Source organism: Streptomyces sp. NBC_01294, from assembly GCF_035917235.1.
GTDB lineage: Bacteria > Actinomycetota > Actinomycetes > Streptomycetales > Streptomycetaceae > Streptomyces > Streptomyces caledonius.
Genome location: NZ_CP108423.1, coordinates 6624601 through 6646635, shown reverse-complemented (window position 1 = coordinate 6646635; position 22035 = coordinate 6624601). Strand labels below are relative to the sequence as shown.

Here is a 22035-nt window from a genome sequence, read left to right as displayed (position 1 = left end):
GGAACACCGGCTCACTGATTCCTGTAAATGGCCCTCCGACCCTATCGCGCCGGAGATCCCGGGCCGTACCGGATTCCCGGTGCGACAGGCAGCGCCTTGAACGCGGTGCATCCGGAGCAGTACTCTCCGTGTCCCATGCGACACAGACCCCTTCGAGACGCCTGGGGCAATCTTCCCTCGGAGCTGGGCCGGTTCATCGGGCGGGGTGCCGAACTCGCCCGGCTGGGCGGGCTCCTGGAGTCCTCGCGGCTGGTGACGGTGACCGGCGTGGGCGGAGTGGGCAAGTCCCGGCTGGTCCTCGCGGCCGCCCGGGCCGCCGCCGAAGGGGCACAGGGTGCGCAGGAACGCCATTGCGACGGGGTGTGGCTGGCCGAGCTGGCCGCCGTACGGGATCCGGCGCTGCTGGAGCTGACCCTCTCCGAGGCGCTCGGGCTGACCGACCACACGACCCGGCCGCACCGGACCGTCCTGGCCGAGCACCTGGCCGGGCGGCGGCTGCTGCTGGTCCTGGACGGCTTCGAGCAGCTGGTCGGCGAGACCGCCGAGCTGGTGCGGGAGCTGCTGCGCCGCTCCCCCGGCCTGCGGGTGCTCGCGGCGGGCCGGCGCCCGCTGGCCGTGGAGGGCGAGCTGACCCTCCCGCTGGCCCCGCCCGGCCCGGAGGACGCGCTGGCCCTGCTGGCGGCGCGGGCGTCCGCGGCCGACCCGGACTTCGCCGTGACGGCGGCGAACCGGGCCGCGCTGGTCGAGGTGTGCGCCCGCCTCGACGGGATCCCGCTCGCCCTGGAGCTGGCGGCGGCGCGGCTGCGGACGCTGTCCCCCGCGCAGGTGCTGGCCCGGCTGGAGGACCGCTTCGCGCTGCTGACGGGCGGCGCGCGCGGGGGCCTGCCCCGGCACCGGGCGCTGCGTACGGCCATCGGGTGGAGCCACGAGCTGTGCACGCCCGCGGAGCGGCTGCTGTGGGCGCGGCTGACGGTGTTCGCGGGGCAGTTCGACCTCGACGCCGTCGAATACGTGTGCGCGGGTCCGGATCTGCCGGTGGAGGACGTGCTGGACCTGGTCGGGGAGCTCCTCGACCAGTCCCTGCTGGTCCGGGAGGAGACGGCCGCCGGCGTGCGCTTCCGGATGCTGGAGACCGTACGGGTCTACGGCGCGGGCTGGCTGGAGTCGCTGGGCGACGCCGAGCGGCTGCGGCGGCGCCACCGGGACTGGTACGTGGGGCTGGCGACCTGGTGCGAGCTGGACTGGTTCAGCCCGCGCCAGCAGGAGGTGGCCGCGCTGGTCGAGACGGAGCTGGCGAACCTCCGGCACGCCCTGGAGTGCTGCCTGGACGAGCCGGACGAGGTGCACCTGGCCCAGTACCTGGCGGGCACCCTGTGGTTCTACTGGGCGGGCTGCGGGCGCCTGACCGAGGGGCGGCACTGGCTGGACCGGAGTCTGGAGCACACGGGCCGCGCGGTGACGGAGTACGAGAGCTCGCGGCTGAAGGCCCTGTGGGTGCTCGGGTACGTGGCGACCCTGCAGGGCGACGCGGCGGCCTCGATGAGCGCCCTGTACGAGTGCCGGGACGCGGCGGCGCGGAGCGGGAACCCGGTGGCGGCGGCCTACGCGGCGCACCGGCTGGGCTGTCTGTCCCTGGTCTCGGACGACATGGCGCGGGGCCGGGAGCTGCTGGGCGCGGCGCTGGAGCAGTACCGGGCGGCCGGGGAGCTGAACAGCAACGTGCTGATGTGCCAGGTGGAACTGGGGATGGCACTGGCCTTCCAGGGCGACCTGCCGGGCGCGCTGGCGCTGTGCCGGGAGGTCCGGGAGATCTGTGAGGAGCGCGGGGAGCGCTGGACGAAGGCGTACGCCCTGTACGTCCTCGCGTACGCCGCCCTGGACGCGGGGGGCGCGGAGGAGGCCCGGCTCCTGCTGACCGAGTGCGTGGTGATCAACCACGCCTTCCACGATCTGGTCGGGCTGGTGCTCGCCCTGGAGCTGCTCGCGCTGGTCACGGTCACGGAGGGCGATCCGGCGGAGGCCGCGCTGCTGCAGGGCGCGGCGGAGCCGATGTGGGGCGGGGTGGGGCTGCGGCTGTTCGGCTCGGGGTACTTCAACGCCCCGCGGCTGATGTGCCGGGAGCGGGCGGGCAAGCTGCTGGGGGCCGAGCGCTACGCGGCGTACGCGGCCGAGGGGCGGCAGCTGAGCCGCGAGGCCCTGGTCGGGCGCGCCCTGCGCAGCCCCGAGGAGCGGGGCGGGGGCGCGGTTCCGGCGCCCCGGCCGGCGGGGCGGGGCGGTCCGCGCGGGTCCCGGGTGTCGCGCCGCGCGGCGGCGGACCAGCCGTAGCCCCGCGGCCCGGCGCCGCGGGCGGCCTCCGTAGCCCCTCGGCCACGCAGCCCCTCGGCCCGGAAACGCGAAACCCGCCGCCCCCCGGAGGGGACGGCGGGCTTCGACCAGCCTGTGAGGGCTACGCCTGCATCAGCGGGCGTAGTACTCGACGACGAGCTGCTCGTCGCAGATGACCGGGATTTCCTTGCGGTTCGGGTCGCGGTCCAGGCGGAAGGCCAGGGCCTTCAGGTTGACCTGCAGGTAGCGCGGGGTCTCGCCCTCGCCTGCGTAGCCACCCTCGCGGGCAACCTGGAACGGAACCTTCTCGCGGCTGCGCTCGCGCACGGTGATGACGTCGTCCGGGCGGACACGGAACGACGGCTTGTCGACCTTGTCGCCGTTGACCTCGATGTGGCCGTGAACGACCATCTGGCGGGCCTGGTAGATGGTGCGGGCGATGCCCGAACGCAGAACCAGGGCGTCGAGACGACGCTCGAGCTCGACGACAAGCGCCTCGCCCGTCTTGCCTTCGGCCTTCTTGGCGCGGTCGTACGCGCGGGCCATCTGACGCTCAGAGATGTCGTACTGAGCGCGCAGACGCTGCTTCTCCAGCAGACGAACCTTGTAGTCCGAGTTCTGCTTGCGGCCACGGCCGTGCTCGCCCGGCGGGTAGGGGCGGGCCTCGAAGTACTTGACGGCCTTCGGGGTCAGCGCAATGCCGAGGGCACGCGACTTCTTGACCTTGGGTCGCTTCTGGTTCACGTGGAACCTACCTCCATGTAAGTTAGGTGAGGCTTACCTTAGCGAGGAGGACGTAATGTCTCGACCACATGGGATCCCCCTGCCCAGTGCGCGTCGAAGTTCAGATTCCAACGAAACGGAATCTGCTTTCGACGACGATAAGCAAGGTCAGCCGCGTCCCAGGGAAGGCGTTCGGCAGCTCACCGGAGCCGAACGCGTACGAACCCTCGTAGAGTCCAACGCCTCAGTATCCCTCACTCTGATCGGTGCTCGTGACAGTCACGATTCCGAAGAGTTCGGGACAGGGATGCCGGCCGCACGGACCGTCACCCCGGACGGGGACGTGATTCTCCTTGTTTCCGGGGAATCCACGGCTGCCAGGGCAGCCGCTCACGCCCAAGACGACGACCTCACCGCCGTGATCGAGATCACGGATGTGGCGCCGGTGTCCGTCCCACATCGTATCCGAGGCCGCGCCTGGCTGGCTGGGTGGCTGACGCCGGTGCGCGGGGACGACCGCGCGGCCTGCGCGGCGCTGCTCGCGGAGCGGCACCCGGTGGGTGAGCTGCTGGGCATGAGCGAGTCCCTCGACGCCCCGTACACCGGCCGCCCGGCCTGGATGATGCTCCGCCTGGAGGTCGGCGAGATCTCGGTCGACGACCTGTGGGGCGCCGAGCACGTGGACCCGGACGACCTGGCCGCCGCGGAGCCGGACCCGATCGTCGCGCACGAGACCGAGCTGCTCCAGCACCTGCACTCCGCCCACCGCGACCGGATCGGCGAGCTGTGCGGCCTGCTCGGCGCACGCGAGGCACAGGGCATGACCGCCGTGCCGCTCTCCCTGGACCGCCTGGGCCTGCGCGTGCGCTTCGCCGGCGGCGCCGCCGGCTCCTTCGACGCCCGCTTCGACTTCCCGGAGCCGGTGGCGGACATCTGCGGCCTGCGCCGGGCGATGCACACCCTGTTCTCGGCGGCCTCTCACTGAGGGCAGGCGGCCGGCATCTCCTGCAGGGCGAGCTTCTCGGGCGGCGTCACGGACAACCGGTACCTGGCCTTGATGCCGGTGTTGCGGCGCGCGTACTCGCACCGGTACGCACGCCGCGGCGGCTGCCACTTGTCGGCGGTCCTGCTGCCCTTGTCCTGATTGGTCTGCTTGTCCACGGCGAGCAGGACGTCGAGGTCGTTGGCGTACTCCAGCCTGCGCTGTGCGGGCACCACCGCCTGTGGGGCGGTGTCGTGGTGACACCCGCCGAGCGGGAGCACTGCCGCCACGGCGATGAGCGGAGCACGGCATCCCCTGGCCGGAGCCTGGCCATTTCAGCCCCGCCGGCGTTTGAGGCGCGGGGGGGGCGGGGCGGGGCAGAGCCCCCGCAACGGCGCCGCAGGTCAGGACGGCCCGGCACCCCGCAGCCGTTCGCGGACCTTTTCCACCACGTCCGCGTAGCGCGCCTCCGCTCCGTACCGCGTCGGCTCGTAGTACCGCTTCCCGTGGATCTCGTCCGGCGCGTACTGCTGCGCCGCGATCCCGCCCGGCACGTCGTGCGGGTACACGTACCCCTGCGCGTGCCCCAGCTTCGCCGCGCCCTTGTAGTGCCCGTCCCGCAGGTGCGGCGGGACCGAGCCCGCCAGTCCGGCCCGTACGTCGGCCAGCGCCGCGCCGATCGCGGTCGTGGCGGTGTTCGACTTCGGGGCCAGCGCCAGGGCGATCGTCGCGTGCGAGAGGGTCAGCGCGGCCTCCGGGAAGCCGATCATCGCCACCGCCTGGGCCGCGGCCACCGCGATGGGCAGCGCCGTCGGGTCCGCCAGGCCGATGTCCTCGCTCGCCGAGATCATCAGACGGCGCGCGATGAACCGGGGGTCCTCCCCCGCCTCGATCATCCGCGCCAGGTAGTGCAGCGCGGCGTCCACGTCCGAGCCGCGGATCGACTTGATCAGGGCGCTCGCCACGTCGTAGTGCTGGTCGCCGTCCCGGTCGTACTTCACCGCCGCCCGGTCGACCGCCTCCTCGACCGTCTGGAGGCTGATCTCGTCCTCGCCCTTGGCGATGGCCGATCCGGCCCCCGCCTCCAGCGCGGTCAGCGCCCGGCGGGCGTCGCCGCCGGCGATCCGCAGCAGGTGCGCCTCCGCGTCCGCCGGGAGGGACACGGCCCCGCCCAGTCCCCGCTCCTCGGTGAGCGCGCGCCGCATCAGCGCGCTCAGGTCCTCGTCCGTCAGCGGTTCGAGCGTCAGCAGCAGCGAGCGCGAGAGCAGCGGGGAGATGATCGAGAAGTACGGGTTCTCGGTGGTGGCCGCGATGAGCGTCACCCAGCGGTTCTCCACGGCCGGGAGCAGCGAGTCCTGCTGCGCCTTGCTGAAGCGGTGGATCTCGTCGAGGAAGAGGACGGTCTCCTTGCCGTAGCCACCGGCCGCGCGCCGCGCGCCCTCGATGACGGCCCGGACCTCCTTGACGCCCGCCGTGATGGCGGAGAGCTCCACGAAACGCTTCTGCGTGGCCTGGCTGACCACGTACGCCAGGGTGGTCTTTCCGATGCCCGGCGGGCCCCACAGGATCACCGACGAGGCACCGGCCGGGCCTCCCGCCCCTTCCCCGACCAGCCGCCGCAGCGGTGATCCGGGCTTCAGCAAGTGCTGCTGGCCGACGACCTCGTCCAGGGTGCGCGGGCGCATCCGGACGGCGAGCGGAGAGGTCGAGGGATCCTTCTCCTGGCGGTCTTCGGCAGCGGCGGTGAACAGGTCTGGTTCCACACCGGAAGCCTATGCGAGGCCACCGACACTGCCGCCGCGCCCGGTCAGGAGGTCCAGAAGTCCCACCAGCGCGTGAGGATCAGCATGCCGATGATCCCGACGTGCAGCACCGGCAGGACCCAGGTGAACTCGTCGAGGAAGGCCTTCAGCCAGCCCGGAGCCGGCAGCAGGCCCTCGCGGACGTTGTGCGCGGTGACGTACCAGAACATGAAGATCGTGGCGACCCAGGCCAGGCAGCACCACAGGCACAGCGAGTTGATGTTGTACAGCGACTGGTACATGAGCCAGGCGCAGAACACCACGCCGAACAGGGTGCCCGCGTTCAGCGTCAGCCAGTACCAGCGGCGGAACGAGGCCCCGGCCAGCAGGCTCATGCCGACGCAGATCACGATCCCGTAGGCGACGAGTCCGAGCATCGGGTTCGGGAAGCCGAAGGCCGACGCCTGGTCGCTCGTCATGATGTTGCCGCAGGACACGATCGGGTTGAGGCTGCAGGCCGGCTTGAAGTCCGGGTCCTCCAGCAGCTTGAACTTGTCGAGGGTGATCACCCAGGCGGCGAGCAGACCGGCGGCCCCCGTGATCACCAGCAGGAGAGCCAGGGCCCGGCTTCCCCCGACGGTCCTGCCCCGGGCGGTGTCCGCGTCAGCGCTTCGTGTCGTCATACCGCCCGCTCCACATCTGCAAGGTGATCAAGCACGGGCCATTGTGCCGCATGAGCCTGTGAACGGACGGGGCCGGGGAGAAGTCCCCGGCCCCGTCCTGTGTGCTCCGTACCGCTGCCGTCAGGCGAGGCGGGCCCGGACCGTGGCGACCAGGTCGGCGACGGGCACGGCCGTCTGCTCGCCGGACTCCATGTCCTTCAGCTGGACGACGCCCTCGGCGAGGTCGCGCTCGCCCGCGACCACGGCGAAGCGCGCGCCGGACCGGTTCGCGTCCTTCATCGAGCCCTTGAGGCCCTTGCCGCCGTACGAGAAGTCAGCCGCGATCCCCGCCTTGCGGAGCTCGGTGACCTTCCCGAACAGCACGCGCCGGGCCTCGTCGCCCAGGGCCACCGCGAACACCGACGTGGCCGCCGGAAGCTCCAGTTCGACGCCCTCGGCCTCCAGCGCCAGCACCGTACGGTCCACGCCGAGCGCCCAGCCCACCGACGGCAGCGCCGGTCCGCCGATCATCTCGGACAGGCCGTCGTAGCGGCCGCCGCCGCCCACCGCCGACTGCGAGCCCAGACCGTCGTGGACGAACTCGAAAGTGGTGCGGGTGTAGTAGTCGAGCCCGCGCACCAGCTTCTCGTCGTCCTCGAAGGCGACCCCGGCCGCCGTGATCAGCGCCCGCACCTCCTCGTGGTACGCCTTGCACGCGTCGCACAGGTAGTCGCGCAGCAGCGGCGCGCCGACCAGCTGCTTCTGCACCTCGGACCGCTTGTCGTCGAGGACCCGGAGCGGGTTGATCTCGGCACGGCGCACGGTCTCCGCGTCGAGGTCCAGCCCGCCCAGGAAGGACTGCAGCGCCTCCCGGTACACCGGGCGGCACTCCTTGTCGCCCAGCGAGTTCAGCAGGATCCGGAAGTTGCGCAGGCCCAGCGAGCGGTACGCCTGGTCGGCAAGGATGATCAGCTCGGCGTCCAGCGCCGGGTCCTCGGCGCCGATCGCCTCGGCACCGACCTGCGAGAAGTGGCGGTAGCGGCCCGCCTGCGGCTTCTCGTAGCGGTAGTACGAGCCCGAGTACCAGAGCTTGACCGGCAGGTTGCCCTTCTTGTGCAGGCTCGCCTCCAGCGCCGCGCGCAGCACGGAGGCCGTCCCCTCGGGGCGCAGGGCCAGCTGGTCGCCGCCCTTGGTCTCGAAGGCGTACATCTCCTTGGAGACGATGTCGGTGGACTCGCCCACGCCTCGGGCGAAGAGGCCCACGTCCTCAAAGCCGGGCGTCTCGATGTAGCCGTAGCCGGAATTCCGGAGCGGGGCCGCGATGGCCTCGCGTACCGCCAGGTACTTCACGGAGACCGGCGGGATCAGGTCGTACGTGCCCTTGGGGGCCTGAAAAGTAGCCACGAAACTCTCGTCACATTCCTCGTCGTGGAGCGGCCGTCGGGTCCGCTGCGTGCCCATGGCGGCCTGCGGCCACTTCCCGCAAGTACGGGTTGGTCGCGCGCTCACGGCCGATGGTGGTCTGGGGACCGTGGCCGGACAGCACCACGGTCGAGTCGTCGAGCGGCAGGCACACGCGGGCCAGCGACTCGAGCATCTCGGCGTGGGAGCCGCCGGGCAGGTCGGTGCGTCCGATGGAGCCGGCGAAGAGCAGATCGCCCGAGAAGAAGACCGGCGGGATGTCGGCCAGCTCGGGCATCCTGAAGGTCACCGACCCCTTGGTATGCCCCGGCGCATGCGCCACGGAGAAGTCCATTCCGGCCAACTTCAGGCCGGCGCCGTCGGTCAGCTCGCGGACGTCGTCGGGCTCCCCCACGGTCAGCTCGCCCATGAGGGGCATCCCGATGGAGCGGCCGAGGGCCTTCTCCGGGTCGCTCATCATGTAGCGGTCCTCGGGGTGGATCCAGGCCGGTACGTCGTGTGCTCCGCACACCGGGACCACCGAGGCCACATGATCGATGTGGCCATGGGTCAGCACGACCGCGACGGGCTTGAGCCGATGCTTCTTCAGCGTCTCCTCGACACCCTGGGCGGCCTGGTGGCCCGGGTCGATGATGACGCACTCCTCGCCGGCGGCGGGGGCGACCACGTAACAGTTGGTGCCCCAAGCCCCAGCGGGGAACCCGGCAATCAGCACGTTCGTCCTCAATCGTCGTCCGGCGGGAGGCTGCAGGTCGGAATCTGCTGCTCAGAGCCTACCGGCGCCGCTCATTACACAGCGAACCCATATACGGTACGGCCTATCCCAGCCCGGACAGCAGTATCAGACACGTACAAGGAGACGACCCGGTGGTCACGAGCGATCAGCGACGACGACAGCTCGCCAGGGAGAAGTACGAGCGCCAGCAGGCGCGCCGGGCCGAGGCCCGGAAGAAGGCGCGCCAGCGTGCGGCGGTGATCGGCGCGGCGGTGGCCGTGGTGGTCGCGACGCTGGTCGGCCTGATCGTGGGTGGTGTCTTCGACAAGGACAAGAAGGACCAGGCGGCGGACCCGGCGGCGACCCCGTCGGCCTCGGCCTCGGCGCCCGAGCCCAAGCAGTCCCCCTCGCCGGAGATGAAGATCGACCAGAAGGCGAAGTACACCTTCGCGCTGAAGACCAGCGCGGGTGACGTCAACTTCACGATGGACGCGGCGAAGACCCCGCAGACCGTGAACTCCTTCAAGTCGCTCGCCGACAAGGGGTACTTCGACAACACGAAGTGCCACCGTCTGACGGCCGGCGGGATCTTCGTGCTCCAGTGCGGCGACCCCGAGGGCACCGGCAGGGGCGGCCCGGGCTACAACATCCCGGACGAGAACCTGGACGCGCTCGGCAAGCCGAACGACCAGGGCCAGGTGATCTACCCGGCGGGCACGGTCGCGATGGCCAACACGGGTCAGCCCGGCTCGGGCGGCAGCCAGTTCTTCCTGGTCTACAAGGACAGCCCGCTGGCGCCGTCGTACACCCCGTTCGGCAAGATCGACGCGGCCGGCCTGAAGGTCCTGGAGGAGATCGCCAAGGCCGGTACGGTCGACGGCGGCCAGGACGGCGCGCCGAAGACCGAGGTCAAGATCGAGAAGGGCACCGTCACCCAGAACTGACGGGATGCGGCAGCCCCGGGCCTTGCCGGCCCGCCGCCCGTACGTCGATATTCCGTCGTGCGGGATGCGGACAGCCGGCCCGGCGGTCGCCTATGTTGGCGTTGTGCAGGGCGGGCGCTGCCCGCCCCAGGAAACTGTGGACGATGCCCAGGGGGTGAACCCCTCGCAGGCATCAGGTGGAGGAGGCGCTGTGAGCAGCGACCCGTGGGGCCGAGTCGACGAGACGGGCACCGTGTACGTGCGTACTTCCGAGGGCGAGCAGGTCGTCGGTTCGTGGCAGGCGGGCACCCCTGAGGAGGCCCTGGCCTATTTCGAGCGCAAGTACGAGGGCCTGGTGGTCGAGATCGGCCTCCTCGAAAAGCGGGTGCGGACCACTGATCTGTCCGCCAAGGACGCCCAGACGGCGATCGACCACCTGCGCACGCAGGTCGACGAGCACCATGCCGTGGGTGACCTGGACGCCCTGCGCGTGCGGCTGGACAAGCTGGTCACGACCGTGGAGTCGCGGCGCGAGGAGCGCAAGGCCCAGAAGGCCAAGCAGACGGACGAGGCCCGTGCGGCCAAGGACGCGCTGGTCGTCGAGGCCGAGCAGCTCGCGCAGAGCGACCAGTGGCGCAGTGCCGGCGAGCGGCTGCGCGCCCTGGTGGACATCTGGAAGGGTCTGCCGCGCCTGGACCGCAAGTCGGACGACGAGCTGTGGCACCGGTTCTCGCACGCCCGTTCCGCCTTCTCCAAGCGCCGCAAGGCGCACTTCGCCTCGCTGGACGCCCAGCGCGAGGATGCCCGCAAGGTCAAGGAGAGGCTGGTCGCGGAGGCCGAGTCGCTGTCGAAGTCGACCGACTGGGGTCCGACGGCCGCCCGCTACCGCGAGCTGATGGCGGACTGGAAGGCGGCGGGCCGGGCGCAGCGCGAGTCCGAGGACGACCTGTGGAACCGTTTCCGGGGTGCGCAGGACGTGTTCTTCGCGGCCCGCAGCGAGGTCTTCGCCGAGCGTGACGCCGAACAGACGGAGAACCTGAAGCTCAAGGAAGAGCTGGCCGACGAGGCCGAGAAGCTCGTCCCGATCACCGACCTGAAGGCGGCCCGTGCCGCGTTCCGCTCCCTCAACGAGCGCTGGGAGGCCATCGGCCACGTGCCGCGCGACGCCCGGCCGAAGGTCGAGGGCCGCATGCACACGGTCGAGCGGGCGATCCAGGAGGCCGAGGAGGGCGAGTGGCGCCGGACGAACCCGGAGGCGCGGGCGCGTGCGGCCGGTCTGACGGGTCAGCTCCAGGCGGCGGTCGACAAGCTGCGTGAGCAGATCGACGCGGCGCGCGCCGCGGGCAACAACGCGAAGGCCGACAAGCTGGCCCGGGAGCTGGAGGGCCGCCAGGCCCTGCTGGACCAGGCGCTGAAGGGCCTGGAGGAGTTCGGCGGCTGAGGCCGGGCCGAACACCGGCGTGCGGGCGGGCCCCACCGGGATACCGGTGGGGCCCGCCCCTTTGCGTGTCACGGAAGGGCCCGGCTGCCGTCCTGGAGCAGGTCCAGGGCGTGCTCCAGGACCTCGCAGGCCTGGATGTGGTTGCCGGACTCCTGGAGCAGCGCGGCCAGCCGCCGGCACACCTGGACGGCCTCGGGCCCGTAGAACCGGTGGACCTGCTGGAACGCCTGCTCCAGCACCTCCACGGCCTCGTGGGGCCGTCCGGTCTCCTCCAGCATGTCGGCGAGTTCCAGCTGGGCGGCGAGCAGGTCGCCCTCCCCGTCGGGCGCCCGTTCCTGGAGCGCAAGGCGCAGCACGGGCAGCGCGTCGCGGGTGCGGCCCACGGCGCGCAGCGTGCGGGCGAGGCCGAGCCCGGCCACGACCATGGCGGCGCGGACGTCGGCGGCGAGGACGGGACCGGCCGGGGCGCCGCGCAGGGCGCGCGCCCGGTTGCGTACGAGCCGCAGGCGGCCCATGGCCATCTCGTGGGCGTGCTGCGGCAGCGGACGGTTCTTGGCGCGCAGCCGGGCCTCCATGGTGCGGCAGAGCGTCTCCAGGTCGATCAGCTCGGGTCCGTCGGGGATCCCGTCGCGCAGGATCGTGAGCAGTTCCCCGGTGAAGGCGGTGTGCCGCTCGCCGTCGGGGGCCAGCGCCACCCGGTCGCGCGGGGAGGCGGTGAGGACGTACGCGCCCTCGACGGCGGCCTGTGCGGCGAGCGCGTCCTGGTCGCCCGCGAGGGTGGAGGCGGCCCGGCCGCTGAAGCAGCAGTCGAGGACGACCACCTTGCGGCGGGCGGCGGAGTCGCGCAGGGCGGACCGCAGGTGCTGGTAGGCGACGGCGGTGTAGCCGACGTGCTCGCGGGAGCCCTGGAGGGCGAGGTAGAGGTCGGCGGTGGCCGCGTCCCGCATCCCGTGCCCGGCGTAGTAGACCAGGAGCGTGTCGGTGGCCTCCTCCCCCGCGCGGTTGACCGGGTCGAGGAGTTCGGCGGGGTGCTGCGGGTCGAGTACGAGGGTGCAGTGCTGCTCGGGCAGTCCCCAGACGGTGGCGTCGCACAGTTCGGCGGCGAGGTCCTTCACGTTGGCCTCGACGGCCGGGAGCGCTGCGAGGTGCCGGTAGCCGGCGCTGCCGATGAGGACCGCCCGCGAGGCCGCCGGGTCAGGCAGTCCCGTCATCGGCCCCGTCTCCGTCCCCGCGTGCGCCCCCGTCCCCGCTTCCGTCTCCGTCCCGGCGTGCTTCCCCGTCCCCGCCGGCGTCCCCGCCTGCGTTCTCCAGCACCGCGACGATGCGCTGCAGGGCCTCGGGGTCCCCGGCCTCGCCCCCGGTGAGCGTGACCTCGTACGGGCCCCGGCGCACGGTGAGGGCGGGAGCCCGGCCGTGGCGCGACGCCTGCCACTGGAGCACCGAGAAGACCAGCGATCCGGTGGCCAGGCCGGATCCGACGGTCAGCTGGAGCAGGTCGAAGCCGGGGGATCCCATGGCGGTGCCGCCGGCCGCCGCGATCGCCGCACTGCTCCGGATCCGCCCGCGTGCCTCGCGGCGCAGTGTCTCGTCCTCGCGCAGCCAGAGCAGCAGTGACCGCAGTTCGGTCTCCGGCCCCTGCCCCGCGCTGTACGGATCCACCCGTAAGTCGTACTCACGCATCCGGCGTGTCCCTCCCCTGTCCGTGGTGTGCGCTGACCCGCGCGAACAGTTCCAGCGCCTTCTTGGCCTCCCCCATCCGGGCCAGGCACACAGCCTGCCAGTACTGGCAGGCGAGCGTGGTCGGATGGGCCGGGCCCAGCGTCTCCTCGCAGAACGGGGTGACGCCGGCGAGCAGTCGTGCGGCTTCCTGGAGCTCGCCCCGCAGCACCAGGCCGACCGCCTCGCGCTGGCGGGACAGGGCGGTGCTCACGGTCATCCGGCTGTGCACCAGCTTGCGGGTGACCTCGCTCAGCGTGACCGGACCGGGGTGGTGTCCCTGGGGCAGTGCCCGGGGCTCCTCGTCCGGGGCCGGCGGGGGGCTCCCCCAGGGCCGTGCGTCCGGCAGCGGCCGCACGGGGGCGTCCGTGACGTCGACCTCGTACCAGTCGTACTCGGGCGCCTCCGGCGGTGGCGCGGGCTCGGGCGCCCCGTGCAGCAGGTGCCGGGTGATGAGCTGTCCGACGATTTCCTTGCCGCCGGCCGCCCAGCGCCGCAGCAGCGCCGCGGCCGTGCCCGCGTCCTTCGGCCGGTCGCGGAAGTCCCGGGCGCACAGCGCGTCCACCGTGGCGATCAGCCCGTCCGGGAGGTGGGGCACACCCCGGCTGCCGAGCGACGGGATTCCCCTGGCGGCCCGCAGGACGAGATCGCCGAACTCCTCGGGATCGCTTTCGAACGGGGGCCGGCCGGTGAGCATGAAGTGCATGCAGGCCCCGACCCCGTAGAGGTCGGTGGCCTCCACCGGAGTCAGTCCTTCGATCCGTTCCGGCGCCATGTACTGCGGAGTGCCGATGAGCCGGTCGTCGCCCCTGGTACTGCGCGGCTGCTCGGTCACCACGGCCAGCCCGAAGTCGTACAGGATCACGTGGCCCGTACGGCTCACCCGGATGTTGCCCGGCTTCACGTCGCGGTGCAGCACCCCGCTCTTGTGCGCGGAGTCCAGCGCGTCGAGGGTCTCGGCGGCGATCCAGCAGGCTGCGGGGACGGACAGCGCGCCGCCGGCGCCGAGGACCGAGAGGTCGGCCCCGTCGAGCATCTCCATCACCAGGTACGGCGTGCCGCTGAGGGTGTCGAACCCGGAGTCGTGGATGCCCACCACGCCCCGGTGGCGGATCCGGGCCAGCGCGATGGCCTCGGCCACGAACCTGCGCTGCATCTCGTGCGGAAGGCTCGCGCCGACGGCCGACAGCACCTTCACCGCCACCCGGCGCCGCAGCCGGGTGTCCTCCGCCTCGAACACCACGCCCATGCCGCCCCGCCCGAGGACGTCGATCGGGCGGTAGCGGCGGGCGAGCCCCGCGGGGAAGACGTCGTTGCCGGCCACGTGATCCCCCCGGGTGGCGTCGCAGAACGGCTGTCAGGCCGTGGTCACGGCCTCCTTGCAGACGTCACACGGTAGACGTCGTAGACGCCCTCCACACCCCGAACGGCCTTCAGGACGTGGCCCAGGTGCTTGGGGTCGCCCATCTCGAAGGTGAACCGGGAGGTGGCCACCCGGTCGCGGGAGGTCTGGACGGCCGCCGAGAGGATGTTGACGTGCTGGTCCGACAGGACGCGGGTGACGTCCGACAGCAGCCGGGACCGGTCCAGCGCCTCGACCTGGATGGCGACGAGGAAGACCGAGGACTGGGTGGGCGCCCACTCGACCTCCAGCATCCGCTCGGGCTGCTGGGAGAGCGAGTCGACGTTGACGCAGTCCGCGCGGTGAACCGATACGCCACTGCCCCGCGTGACGAACCCGATGATCGGGTCGCCCGGCACCGGGGTGCAGCAGCGGGCCAGCTTGACCCACACGTCGTCGACGCCCTTGACGACGACACCCGGGTCGGCGTTGCTGCGCCGCTTGCTGCGGGCGCGCGCGGGCGGGATCGACTCCTCGATGTCCTCGTTGGCCGCCTCCTCGCCGCCGAGGGCCGACACCAGCTTCTGTACGACGCCCTGCGCGGCCACGTGGCCCTCGCCGATCGCCGCGTACAGGGAGGAGATGTCGGGGTAGCGCATCTCGTGCGCGAGGGTGACGAGCGAGTCGCCGGTCAGGATGCGCTGGATCGGCAGGTTCTGCTTGCGCATGGCCCGCGCGAGGGCGTCCTTGCCGTGCTCGATGGCCTCGTCGCGGCGCTCCTTGGAGAACCAGGCGCGGATCTTGTTGCGGGCGCGCGGGGACTTGACGAAGCCCAGCCAGTCGCGGGACGGGCCCGCGCCCTCGGCCTTGGAGGTGAAGACCTCGACCAGGTCGCCGTTGTCGAGCGTGGACTCCAGCGGGACCAGACGGCCGTTGACCCTGGCCCCTATCGTCCGGTGGCCGACCTCGGTGTGGACCGCGTACGCGAAGTCCACGGGGGTGGCACCGGCGGGCAGCGCGATGACGTCGCCCTTGGGGGTGAAGACGAAGACCTCGTTGCGGGAGAGGTCGAAGCGCAGCGAGTCGAGGAACTCGCCCGGGTCCTCGGTCTCCTTCTGCCAGTCCAGCAGCTGGCGCAGCCAGGCCATGTCGTTGACCGTGTCCTGGCCGGCGCTGCCCTTGGCGGCCTGCGGGACGTCGGTGCGGACCTTGGAGGTGCCGGCGACGGTCTGCTGCTTGTACTTCCAGTGCGCGGCGATGCCGTACTCGGCGCGGCGGTGCATGTCGAAGGTGCGGATCTGCAGCTCGACGGGCTTGCCGCTGGGTCCGATGACCGTCGTGTGGAGCGACTGGTACATGTTGAACTTGGGCATCGCGATGTAGTCCTTGAACCGGCCCGGGACCGGGTTCCAGCGCGCGTGCACCGTGCCGAGGGCCGCGTAGCAGTCCCGGACGGTGTCGACGAGGACGCGGATGCCCACCAGGTCGTAGATCTCCGCGAAGTCGCGGCCTCGGACGATCATCTTCTGGTAGACGCTGTAGTAGTGCTTCGGGCGGCCCGTCACCGTGGCCTTGATCCGGGCGGCTCTGAGGTCGACCATCACCTCGTCGGTGACGACGGCGAGGTACTCGTCGCGCTTGGGCGCCCGCTCGGCGACCAGGCGCACGATCTCGTCGTACATCTTCGGGTAGAGGATCGCGAAGGAGAGGTCCTCGAGTTCCCACTTGATCGTGTTCATGCCCAGCCGGTGCGCCAGCGGGGCATAGATCTCGATCGTCTCGCGGGCCTTCTTCTCCTGCTTCTCCCGCTTGAGGTAGCGCATGGTGCGCATGTTGTGCAGCCGGTCGGCGAGCTTGATGACGAGGACGCGCGGGTCCTTGGCCATCGCGACGACCATCTTGCGGACGGTCTCGGCCTGGGCGGCCTCGCCGAACTTCACCCGGTCCAGCTTGGTGACGCCGTCGACCAGCAGGGCCACGGCGTCGCCGAAGTCGCGGCGCAGGTCTTCGAGGCCGTACTCGGTGTCCTCGACCGTGTCGTGCAGCAGGCCGGCCATCAGGGTGGCCGGGTCCATGCCGAGCTCGGCGAGGATGGTGGTGACCGCGAGCGGGTGCGTGATGTACGGGTCGCCGCTCTTGCGCTTCTGGCCGCGGTGCCAGCGCTCGGCGACCTGGTAGGCCTGTTCCAGCTGGCGCAGCGTCGCCGTCTCGATCTTCGGGTCGTTGCTGCGGACTATACGGAGCAGGGGTTCCAGAACCGGGTTGTACGGGTTCGAGCGCTGGACGCCCAGCCGGGCGAGCCGGGCACGCACCCGGTTGGAGGACCCGGCCGACTTCGCCGGCGCGGGCTTGACCGGCGGGGCCGGCGGGGGCGTCGCGGCGGCCGCCTTGGCCTGCTCGGCCTGCGGGTCGGGCTGCGCGGCGGAGATTGGCTGGACCTCGTCTGGCAAGAGCGCTCCTCAGCGGATCCGGTACCCGTGTCCGGTCCGGACAACCCATCGTAGCGAGGGTTCGGCCACCCCGTTCCCCGAGCCTCCGCCTCGAGCCGGGTTCCAGCCCCGCCGGCGTTTGAGGCGCGGGGGTCCGGGGCGGAGCCCCGTTCTTTCCAGCCCCGCCGGCGCTTGAGGCGCGGGGGTCCGGGGGCTGGTCCCCGGCAGCGGCGCCCGACACGGAAGCGGCGGGCACCCGGGACTTCCCGGATACCCGCCGCTTCGGCACAGCAGGGGTCAGACCACGATCAGCGCGTCCAGCGGAGCCCCGTCCAGAGCCGGGCCCAGCTTCGCCCGGCCGGGGAGGAACGACAGTTCCATCAGGACCGCCACACCGGCGACCTCCGCCCCCGCCCGCCGGATCAGCGAGAGCGAGGCCTCGGCGGTACCACCGGTGGCCAGCACGTCGTCGATGACCATGACCCGGTCACCGGCCGACAGATCCTCCGCGTGGACCTCGATCTCCGCCGTGCCGTACTCCAGCTCGTACGACTGCGCGAGCGTCGCGCCCGGCAGCTTCCCGGCCTTGCGCACCGGCACGAAGCCGATCCCGGCCTGGACGGCCACCGGAGCCGCGAGGATGAATCCCCGCGCCTCCAGCCCGACGATCTTCGTCGCGCCGTACCGCCCGGCCAGCTCCACCAGCGTGTCCGTCAGGGCGGCGAACGCCCTGGGGTCCGCCAGCAGCGGGGTGATGTCCTTGAACATCACGCCCGGCTTCGGGTAGTCCGGCACGTCCTTGATCCGGCTGAGCAGCAGGGCCCGTACGTCCTCGGACAGCGGCGCGGTCAACGCCGCCGCCCCGACCGGCCCTGCCCCGCGACCTGGGGCTCGTCCTCGCCCTCGTAGCCCTCGTCCGGGGACTCGCCCCGGGCGGCCGCGGCCGCCCGCTTCGCGAGCACCCGCTTCTTGAGGGCCTTCATCGCCGGCTCGCGCTCCTTGAGGTCCACGACCAGCGGGGTCGCGATGAAGATCGAGGAGTACGCACCGGCCGCGAGGCCGACGAACAGCGACAGCGAGATGTCGTTCAGCATGCCGGCGCCCAGGAAGCCGCCGCCGATGAACAGCAGGGCCGCGACCGGCAGCAGCGCCACGACCGTGGTGTTGATCGAACGGACCAGGGTGCCGTTGATGCTGCGGTTGGCGACCTCGCTGTACGTCCAGCGGGTCTGCTTCGTGATGTCCTTCGAGCCCTCCTTGAGACCGTCGAAGACGACGACGGTGTCGTAGAGGGAGTAACCGAGGATCGTCAGCAGACCGATGACCGTGCCCGGCGTGACCTCGAAGCCGACGAGTGCGTACACACCCACGGTGATCGTGAGGTCGTGGATCAGGGCGATCAGCGCCGCGACCGCCATGCGCCACTCGAAGGCGATGGCGAGGTAGATCACCACGAGGACCATGAAGATGCCGAGGCCGGTCCAGGCCTTGTTCGCGATCTGGGAGCCCCAGCTGGGACCGACCAGGTCGGCGTTGATGTCGGCCTCGGTGACCTTGAGGTCGGTGGCGAGGACCTTCTTGACGTCGGTCGCGGCGGCGGTGTCCAGACCGGAGATCTGGATGCGCAGGCCGCCGGTGCCGAGCTGCTGGACGATCGCGTCGTGGCCGGAGGCCTCTTCCGCGAACTCCCGCGCCTTGGCCTCGGCGACGGCCGTCTTCGGGGTGGTGAAGACCGCACCGCCCTTGAACTCGATGCCCATGTTGAGGCCTTGGACGGCCAGGGCGACGATCGCCGTGATGGTGATCAGGATGGAAACGCCGTACCAGAGGAAGCGCTTTCCGACGAAGTCGTATCCGACCTCACCGCGGTACAGCTTGGCGCCGAGATCTCCCAGCTTCGACATCTCTCACGCCTCCTTTACGTCGACGGGGGCGGGGACGGCACCGGTACGGCGGCCCCGGCGCAGCGGGGGCTTGACACCCAGCCGCTTCGGGTCCAGCCCGGACCACGGGTGACCGCCGGCGAAGAACTTCGTACGCGCCAGCAGCGTCATGATCGGCTTGGTGAAGAGGAACACCACGACCACGTCGAGCAGGGTCGTCAGACCCAGTGTGAACGCGAAGCCCTGCACCTTGCCGACCGTGACGATGAACAGCACCGCGGCGGCCAGGAACGACACGAAGTCGGAGACCAGGATCGTGCGGCGGGCGCGCGGCCAGGCACGCTCGACGGCCGGACGCAGGGTGCGGCCCTCGCGGATCTCGTCCCGGATGCGTTCGAAGTACACGATGAACGAGTCCGCCGTGATGCCGATCGCGACGATCGCACCGCAGACGGCAGGCAGGTTCAGCGCGAAGCCGATGCCCTTCCCGAGCAGCGACATGATCGTGTAGGTCAGGATCGCGGAGACCAGGAGGCTCAGGATGGCGACGAACGCCAGGCCGCGGTAGTACACCAGCAGGTAGATCACCACGAGCAGCAGACCGATGGCACCGGCGATCAGGCCGGCCCGCAGCTGCTCACCGCCGAGCGCGGCGGTGACGGTGGTGACGCTGTCCTCGCTGAAGGAGAGCGGCAGGGCGCCGTAGGAGAGGATGTTGCCCAGGTCCTGCGCGGACTGCTGGGTGAAGCCGCCGGAGATCTGGGCGCTGCCGCCCGTGATCGCTCCGCTGACCGACGGGTCGGAGATGACGTCGCCGTCGAGCACGATGGCGAACTGGTTCTGCGGGGACTGCTTGGCCGCGAGCTCGCCGGTGACCTTGGCGAAGGCGTCGGAGCCGCGGTCGTTGAAGTCCATCGTGACGATCCAGGCGCCCGCCTGGGTGTCGATGATGCCCTTGGCGGTCTTGACGTCCTTGCCCTCGACCGCGGCCGGGCCGAGCAGCCACTTGCCCCACGCGTCGCCGCGCTGGCCACAGGCCAGGGTCGGCTCCTGGGGCTTGGTGTTCTTGACGGCGGCGCGCTGCTTCTCGTCCGTGCAGTCGAGCGCGGCGAACTTGGCCTGCAGGTCCGCGGCGGCCGGGTCGGCCGCGGGGGCCTCGGGGGTGGCGGACGGCGACGGAGCCTTGGTGTCGTCTGCCTTCTTCGACTCGCTCGCCGAGGGCGAGGGAGTGGGGGCGTTCGGGGCCTTGAGGGCCTCGCTGAGCGCACGGCCCTGGGAAGTGGCGCTGGACGACGGGGTGGCGGACGGACTGGCCTTGTTGCCGTCCTCGGCCTTGGGGGCACCGGAGCCGCTCGCGGAGGGGCTCGGGCTCGGGCTGCCCTCGGGGGCGACGGGGGTGCCGTCCGCGAACGCGATGACCGGGCGGAAGTAGAGCTGGGCGGTGGTGCCGACCTGCTCGCGCGCCTGCTGCTCGTTCGTCCCCTTGGGGATGTTCACGATGATGTGGTCGCGGCCCTGGGTCTGGACCTCGGCCTCCGACACGCCGAGACCGTTGACGCGGCGGTCGATGATGCCGACCGCCGTGTTCATGTTGGTCTCGTTGACGGCGCTCTCTTTGCCGGGCTCGCTCTTCGCCTTGAGCGTGATGCTCGTACCGCCGGCGAGGTCGATGCCCAGCCGGGGAGTCGTCTGCTTGGAGAGGAACATCCCCGCGGTGAGCGCCACCATCGCGATCAGGATGATTGCCAGGGCACGCCCCGGCCTCCCCTGAGCCCCCGTGGGCCGCCGGCCCTTCTTCGGTGCTGCCACCTTGTCGTTTCTCCCTGTCCAACCGCCCCGCGCCGGGTCAGCGCGCGGACGGCCAAGAAATGTGTGGTGGGGACCCCTGCCCCCCGCAGAAGTGTCACTGACGGGGATCGCGAAGGCAGCCGGTCCGGCGCCTGCACGATCCCCGGTCGCGCGCTACTTCGCGCCGGCCTCGCCGTCGGTCTTGCCGTCCTTGGGCTCGTCGTCGCCCTTGGGCTCGTCCTTCTTGCCCAGGTCGAGCTTGGGAGCCTCGTCCTCGTCCTTGGTGAGGTCCGCCTTCGGAGCCTCGGTGAGGGAGGAGGCGTCGTCCGGGACGACCGGCGTGTCGGTCGTCACGTCGTCGCTGATGCCGTGGACGATGCGGTTGTACTCCGCGTCCTCGAGAACGGCGCCGATGGCGTTCTTCGCGAAGATCGCGTGGACGCCGGGAGACACCTCGAGGGTGACCGTGTCGTCACCGATCTCCTTCACCGTGGCGTACATGCCGCCGATGGTGCGGACCCCGGTGCCGGGCGTCATCTGGTCGCGCATCTGCGCTGCAGCCTGCTGCTTCTTCTTCGCGGAGCGGGTCATCAGGAACATCGCCCCGATGAGCACGATGAACGGGAGGAGTGTCACGAGATTCACGGGACGGAGATCCTTCGCACGACCGCACGCGGACGGCGGCCTTTTCTACGGGGGTGGGCATGCCGACCTGAAGGGTCGGCATCGGCGGAGTCTAGGCGAGTCCGCACCGATGGAACAACGCCCAGCATGGCACCGCGGTTCCTGAGGGGGCGAACCTCCGCGCCGTCAGGCCCCGAACAGGCCCTGTTGTCCGCTTGATCCACTTCCGGTGTGCTGCGGCGGGACGAGTCCCAGGTGAGCCCATGCGGCGGGCGTCGCGACCCGTCCCCGGGGGGTGCGCGCGAGCAGGCCCTCGCGCACCAGGAACGGCTCCGCGACCTCCTCCACGGTCTCCCGCTCCTCGCCGACCGCCACGGCGAGGGTGGACAGCCCGACGGGCCCGCCGCCGAAGAGCTTCAGCAGGGCCTCCAGGACGGCCCGGTCCAGCCGGTCCAGGCCGCGCGCGTCCACCTCGTACACCTGGAGGGCGGTACCGGCCACCTCGCGGTTGATCACACCGTCCGCCCGGACCTGGGCGTAGTCGCGCACGCGGCGCAGCAGGCGGTTGGCGATGCGCGGGGTGCCGCGGGAGCGGCCGGCGATCTCGGCGGCGCCGGCGGTGTCGATCTCCACGTCGAGGAGGCGGGCGGAGCGGTGGATCACGCGCTCCAGCTCCTCGGGGGCGTAGAACTCCATGTGCCCGGTGAAGCCGAAGCGGTCGCGGAGGGGAGGAGGCAGCAGACCGGCGCGGGTGGTCGCCCCGACCAGGGTGAAGGGCGGCAGCTCCAGCGGGATCGCGGTGGCGCCGGGGCCCTTGCCGACGATCACGTCGACCCGGAAGTCCTCCATGGCCATGTACAGCATCTCCTCGGCGGGCCGGGACATGCGGTGGATCTCGTCGAGGAAGAGGACCTCGCCCTCCTGGAGGGAGGAGAGGATGGCGGCGAGGTCGCCGGCGTGCTGGATGGCGGGGCCGGAGGTGATGCGGATGGGCGCGCCCATCTCGGCCGCGATGATCATGGAGAGGGTGGTCTTGCCGAGGCCGGGCGCGCCGGAGAGCAGGACGTGGTCGGCGGTGGCGCCGCGCTGGCGGGCCGCCTTGAGGACGAGGTCCAGCTGCTGGCGGACCTTCTCCTGGCCGACGAACTCCCCGAGGTCCTTGGGGCGCAGGGCCGCCTCGACGGCGGTGTCCTCGCCGTCGGCCGCGGCGGCGACGATGCGGGCCTCGTCCTCGGCGGTGGTGTCGTCGTCGTCCCAGTTCACGGTGTCAGTCTGCCTTCTCGGTTCGTACGGTGGTCTACCGGGTGCGGACCGTTCC

19 protein-coding genes are annotated in these 22035 nt (G+C 71.4%); 4 read left to right on the top strand and 15 right to left on the bottom strand.

What is annotated here, in order from left to right:
- The first annotated feature begins 135 nt into the window (after nucleotides 1-135).
- Complete coding sequence (locus OG534_RS30045) at nucleotides 136-2325, top strand: ATP-binding protein (protein WP_326592181.1); 2190 nt, start codon at nucleotides 136-138, stop codon at nucleotides 2323-2325.
- Nucleotides 2326-2457: 132 nt separating this feature from the next.
- On the opposite strand, the gene rpsD is transcribed toward OG534_RS30045, so the two are convergent.
- Complete coding sequence (gene rpsD, locus OG534_RS30040; RefSeq protein WP_008740451.1) at nucleotides 2458-3069, bottom strand: 30S ribosomal protein S4; 612 nt, start codon at nucleotides 3067-3069, stop codon at nucleotides 2458-2460.
- Nucleotides 3070-3124: 55 nt separating this feature from the next.
- Between rpsD and OG534_RS30035 the strand changes: the two genes are divergently transcribed.
- Nucleotides 3125-4033 (top strand): DUF2470 domain-containing protein, encoded by a 909-nt coding sequence (locus tag OG534_RS30035; protein ID WP_442807167.1) that lies wholly within the window; start codon nucleotides 3125-3127, stop codon nucleotides 4031-4033.
- On the opposite strand, the gene OG534_RS30030 is transcribed toward OG534_RS30035, so the two are convergent.
- The 5 genes from OG534_RS30030 to OG534_RS30010 form a co-directional block, all read right to left on the bottom strand.
- Nucleotides 4027-4320 (bottom strand): hypothetical protein, encoded by a 294-nt coding sequence (locus tag OG534_RS30030; protein WP_326592179.1) that lies wholly within the window; start codon nucleotides 4318-4320, stop codon nucleotides 4027-4029. The two genes, OG534_RS30035 and OG534_RS30030, sit on opposite strands and share 7 nt — an antisense overlap.
- A gap of 114 nt (nucleotides 4321-4434) precedes the next feature.
- Entirely contained in the window at nucleotides 4435-5793 is a 1359-nt protein-coding gene (locus OG534_RS30025; protein ID WP_326592178.1) for a replication-associated recombination protein A, read from the bottom strand.
- A gap of 44 nt (nucleotides 5794-5837) precedes the next feature.
- A complete protein-coding gene (locus OG534_RS30020; RefSeq protein ID WP_326592177.1) occupies nucleotides 5838-6455 on the bottom strand; it encodes a vitamin K epoxide reductase family protein in 618 nt (205 codons plus the stop codon).
- A 120-nt stretch (nucleotides 6456-6575) separates the two neighbouring features.
- Complete coding sequence (gene hisS, locus OG534_RS30015) at nucleotides 6576-7838, bottom strand: histidine--tRNA ligase (RefSeq protein ID WP_326592176.1); 1263 nt, start codon at nucleotides 7836-7838, stop codon at nucleotides 6576-6578.
- Between the two features lie 10 nt (nucleotides 7839-7848).
- Entirely contained in the window at nucleotides 7849-8571 is a 723-nt protein-coding gene (locus tag OG534_RS30010; protein WP_326592174.1) for an MBL fold metallo-hydrolase, read from the bottom strand.
- A gap of 152 nt (nucleotides 8572-8723) precedes the next feature.
- On the opposite strand from OG534_RS30010, the gene OG534_RS30005 reads away from it, so the two are divergent.
- Together OG534_RS30005 and OG534_RS30000 are read left to right on the top strand one after the other, a co-directional pair.
- Nucleotides 8724-9515 carry a peptidylprolyl isomerase gene (locus tag OG534_RS30005; RefSeq protein ID WP_326592173.1) on the top strand — a complete coding sequence of 264 codons (792 nt, stop codon included), beginning with the start codon at nucleotides 8724-8726 and terminating at the stop codon, nucleotides 9513-9515.
- 190 nt (nucleotides 9516-9705) lie between these two features.
- Nucleotides 9706-10935, top strand: coding sequence for a DUF349 domain-containing protein (locus OG534_RS30000; protein WP_326592172.1), 1230 nt, complete (start codon nucleotides 9706-9708; stop codon nucleotides 10933-10935).
- 68 nt (nucleotides 10936-11003) lie between these two features.
- On the opposite strand, the gene OG534_RS29995 is transcribed toward OG534_RS30000, so the two are convergent.
- The 9 genes from OG534_RS29995 to ruvB all read right to left on the bottom strand — a co-directional run bounded on the left by OG534_RS29995 (nucleotide 11004) and on the right by ruvB (nucleotide 21980).
- Nucleotides 11004-12146, bottom strand: coding sequence for a caspase, EACC1-associated type (locus OG534_RS29995; protein WP_326592171.1), 1143 nt, complete (start codon nucleotides 12144-12146; stop codon nucleotides 11004-11006).
- Nucleotides 12130-12615 carry an effector-associated constant component EACC1 gene (locus OG534_RS29990; protein ID WP_326592170.1) on the bottom strand — a complete coding sequence of 162 codons (486 nt, stop codon included), beginning with the start codon at nucleotides 12613-12615 and terminating at the stop codon, nucleotides 12130-12132. Before OG534_RS29990 ends, OG534_RS29995 begins: the two co-directional genes overlap by 17 nt.
- The gene (locus OG534_RS29985) at nucleotides 12608-13975 is read right to left on the bottom strand and encodes a serine/threonine-protein kinase (RefSeq protein ID WP_326592169.1); all 1368 of its coding nucleotides are present in this window, start codon (nucleotides 13973-13975) and stop codon (nucleotides 12608-12610) included. The genes OG534_RS29990 and OG534_RS29985 overlap by 8 nt, the downstream gene beginning before the upstream one ends.
- 44 nt (nucleotides 13976-14019) lie before the next feature.
- A complete protein-coding gene (locus tag OG534_RS29980; protein WP_326592168.1) occupies nucleotides 14020-16443 on the bottom strand; it encodes a RelA/SpoT family protein in 2424 nt (807 codons plus the stop codon).
- Between the two features lie 276 nt (nucleotides 16444-16719).
- Nucleotides 16720-17274, bottom strand: a complete 555-nt coding sequence (locus tag OG534_RS29975; protein WP_326592167.1) for an adenine phosphoribosyltransferase — start codon at nucleotides 17272-17274, stop codon at nucleotides 16720-16722.
- Nucleotides 17271-18326 (bottom strand): protein translocase subunit SecF, encoded by a 1056-nt coding sequence (secF, locus tag OG534_RS29970; RefSeq protein ID WP_326592166.1) that lies wholly within the window; start codon nucleotides 18324-18326, stop codon nucleotides 17271-17273. The genes OG534_RS29975 and secF overlap by 4 nt, the downstream gene beginning before the upstream one ends.
- 3 nt (nucleotides 18327-18329) lie before the next feature.
- Complete coding sequence (gene secD / locus OG534_RS29965; RefSeq protein WP_326592165.1) at nucleotides 18330-20114, bottom strand: protein translocase subunit SecD; 1785 nt, start codon at nucleotides 20112-20114, stop codon at nucleotides 18330-18332.
- Between the two features lie 153 nt (nucleotides 20115-20267).
- Nucleotides 20268-20738 carry a preprotein translocase subunit YajC gene (gene yajC / locus OG534_RS29960; RefSeq protein ID WP_326592164.1) on the bottom strand — a complete coding sequence of 157 codons (471 nt, stop codon included), beginning with the start codon at nucleotides 20736-20738 and terminating at the stop codon, nucleotides 20268-20270.
- 165 nt (nucleotides 20739-20903) lie between these two features.
- Nucleotides 20904-21980: a Holliday junction branch migration DNA helicase RuvB gene (ruvB, locus tag OG534_RS29955; RefSeq protein ID WP_326592163.1), complete on the bottom strand. Its 1077-nt coding sequence runs from the start codon at nucleotides 21978-21980 to the stop codon at nucleotides 20904-20906.
- Nucleotides 21981-22035 lie beyond the last annotated feature (55 nt).

What these genes read in the sequence shown, in the direction of transcription:
- OG534_RS30045 (WP_326592181.1), top strand. Translation starts at nt 136, where the DNA reads ATGCGACACAGACCCCTTCGAGACGCCTGGGGCAATCTTCCCTCGGAG.
- OG534_RS30035 (WP_442807167.1), top strand. Translation starts at nt 3,125, where the DNA reads ATGTCTCGACCACATGGGATCCCCCTGCCCAGTGCGCGTCGAAGTTCA.
- OG534_RS30020 (WP_326592177.1), bottom strand. Translation starts at nt 6,455, where the DNA reads ATGACGACACGAAGCGCTGACGCGGACACCGCCCGGGGCAGGACCGTC.
- OG534_RS29995 (WP_326592171.1), bottom strand. Translation starts at nt 12,146, where the DNA reads ATGACGGGACTGCCTGACCCGGCGGCCTCGCGGGCGGTCCTCATCGGC.
- OG534_RS29990 (WP_326592170.1), bottom strand. Translation starts at nt 12,615, where the DNA reads ATGCGTGAGTACGACTTACGGGTGGATCCGTACAGCGCGGGGCAGGGG.
- secF (WP_326592166.1), bottom strand. Translation starts at nt 18,326, where the DNA reads ATGTCGAAGCTGGGAGATCTCGGCGCCAAGCTGTACCGCGGTGAGGTC.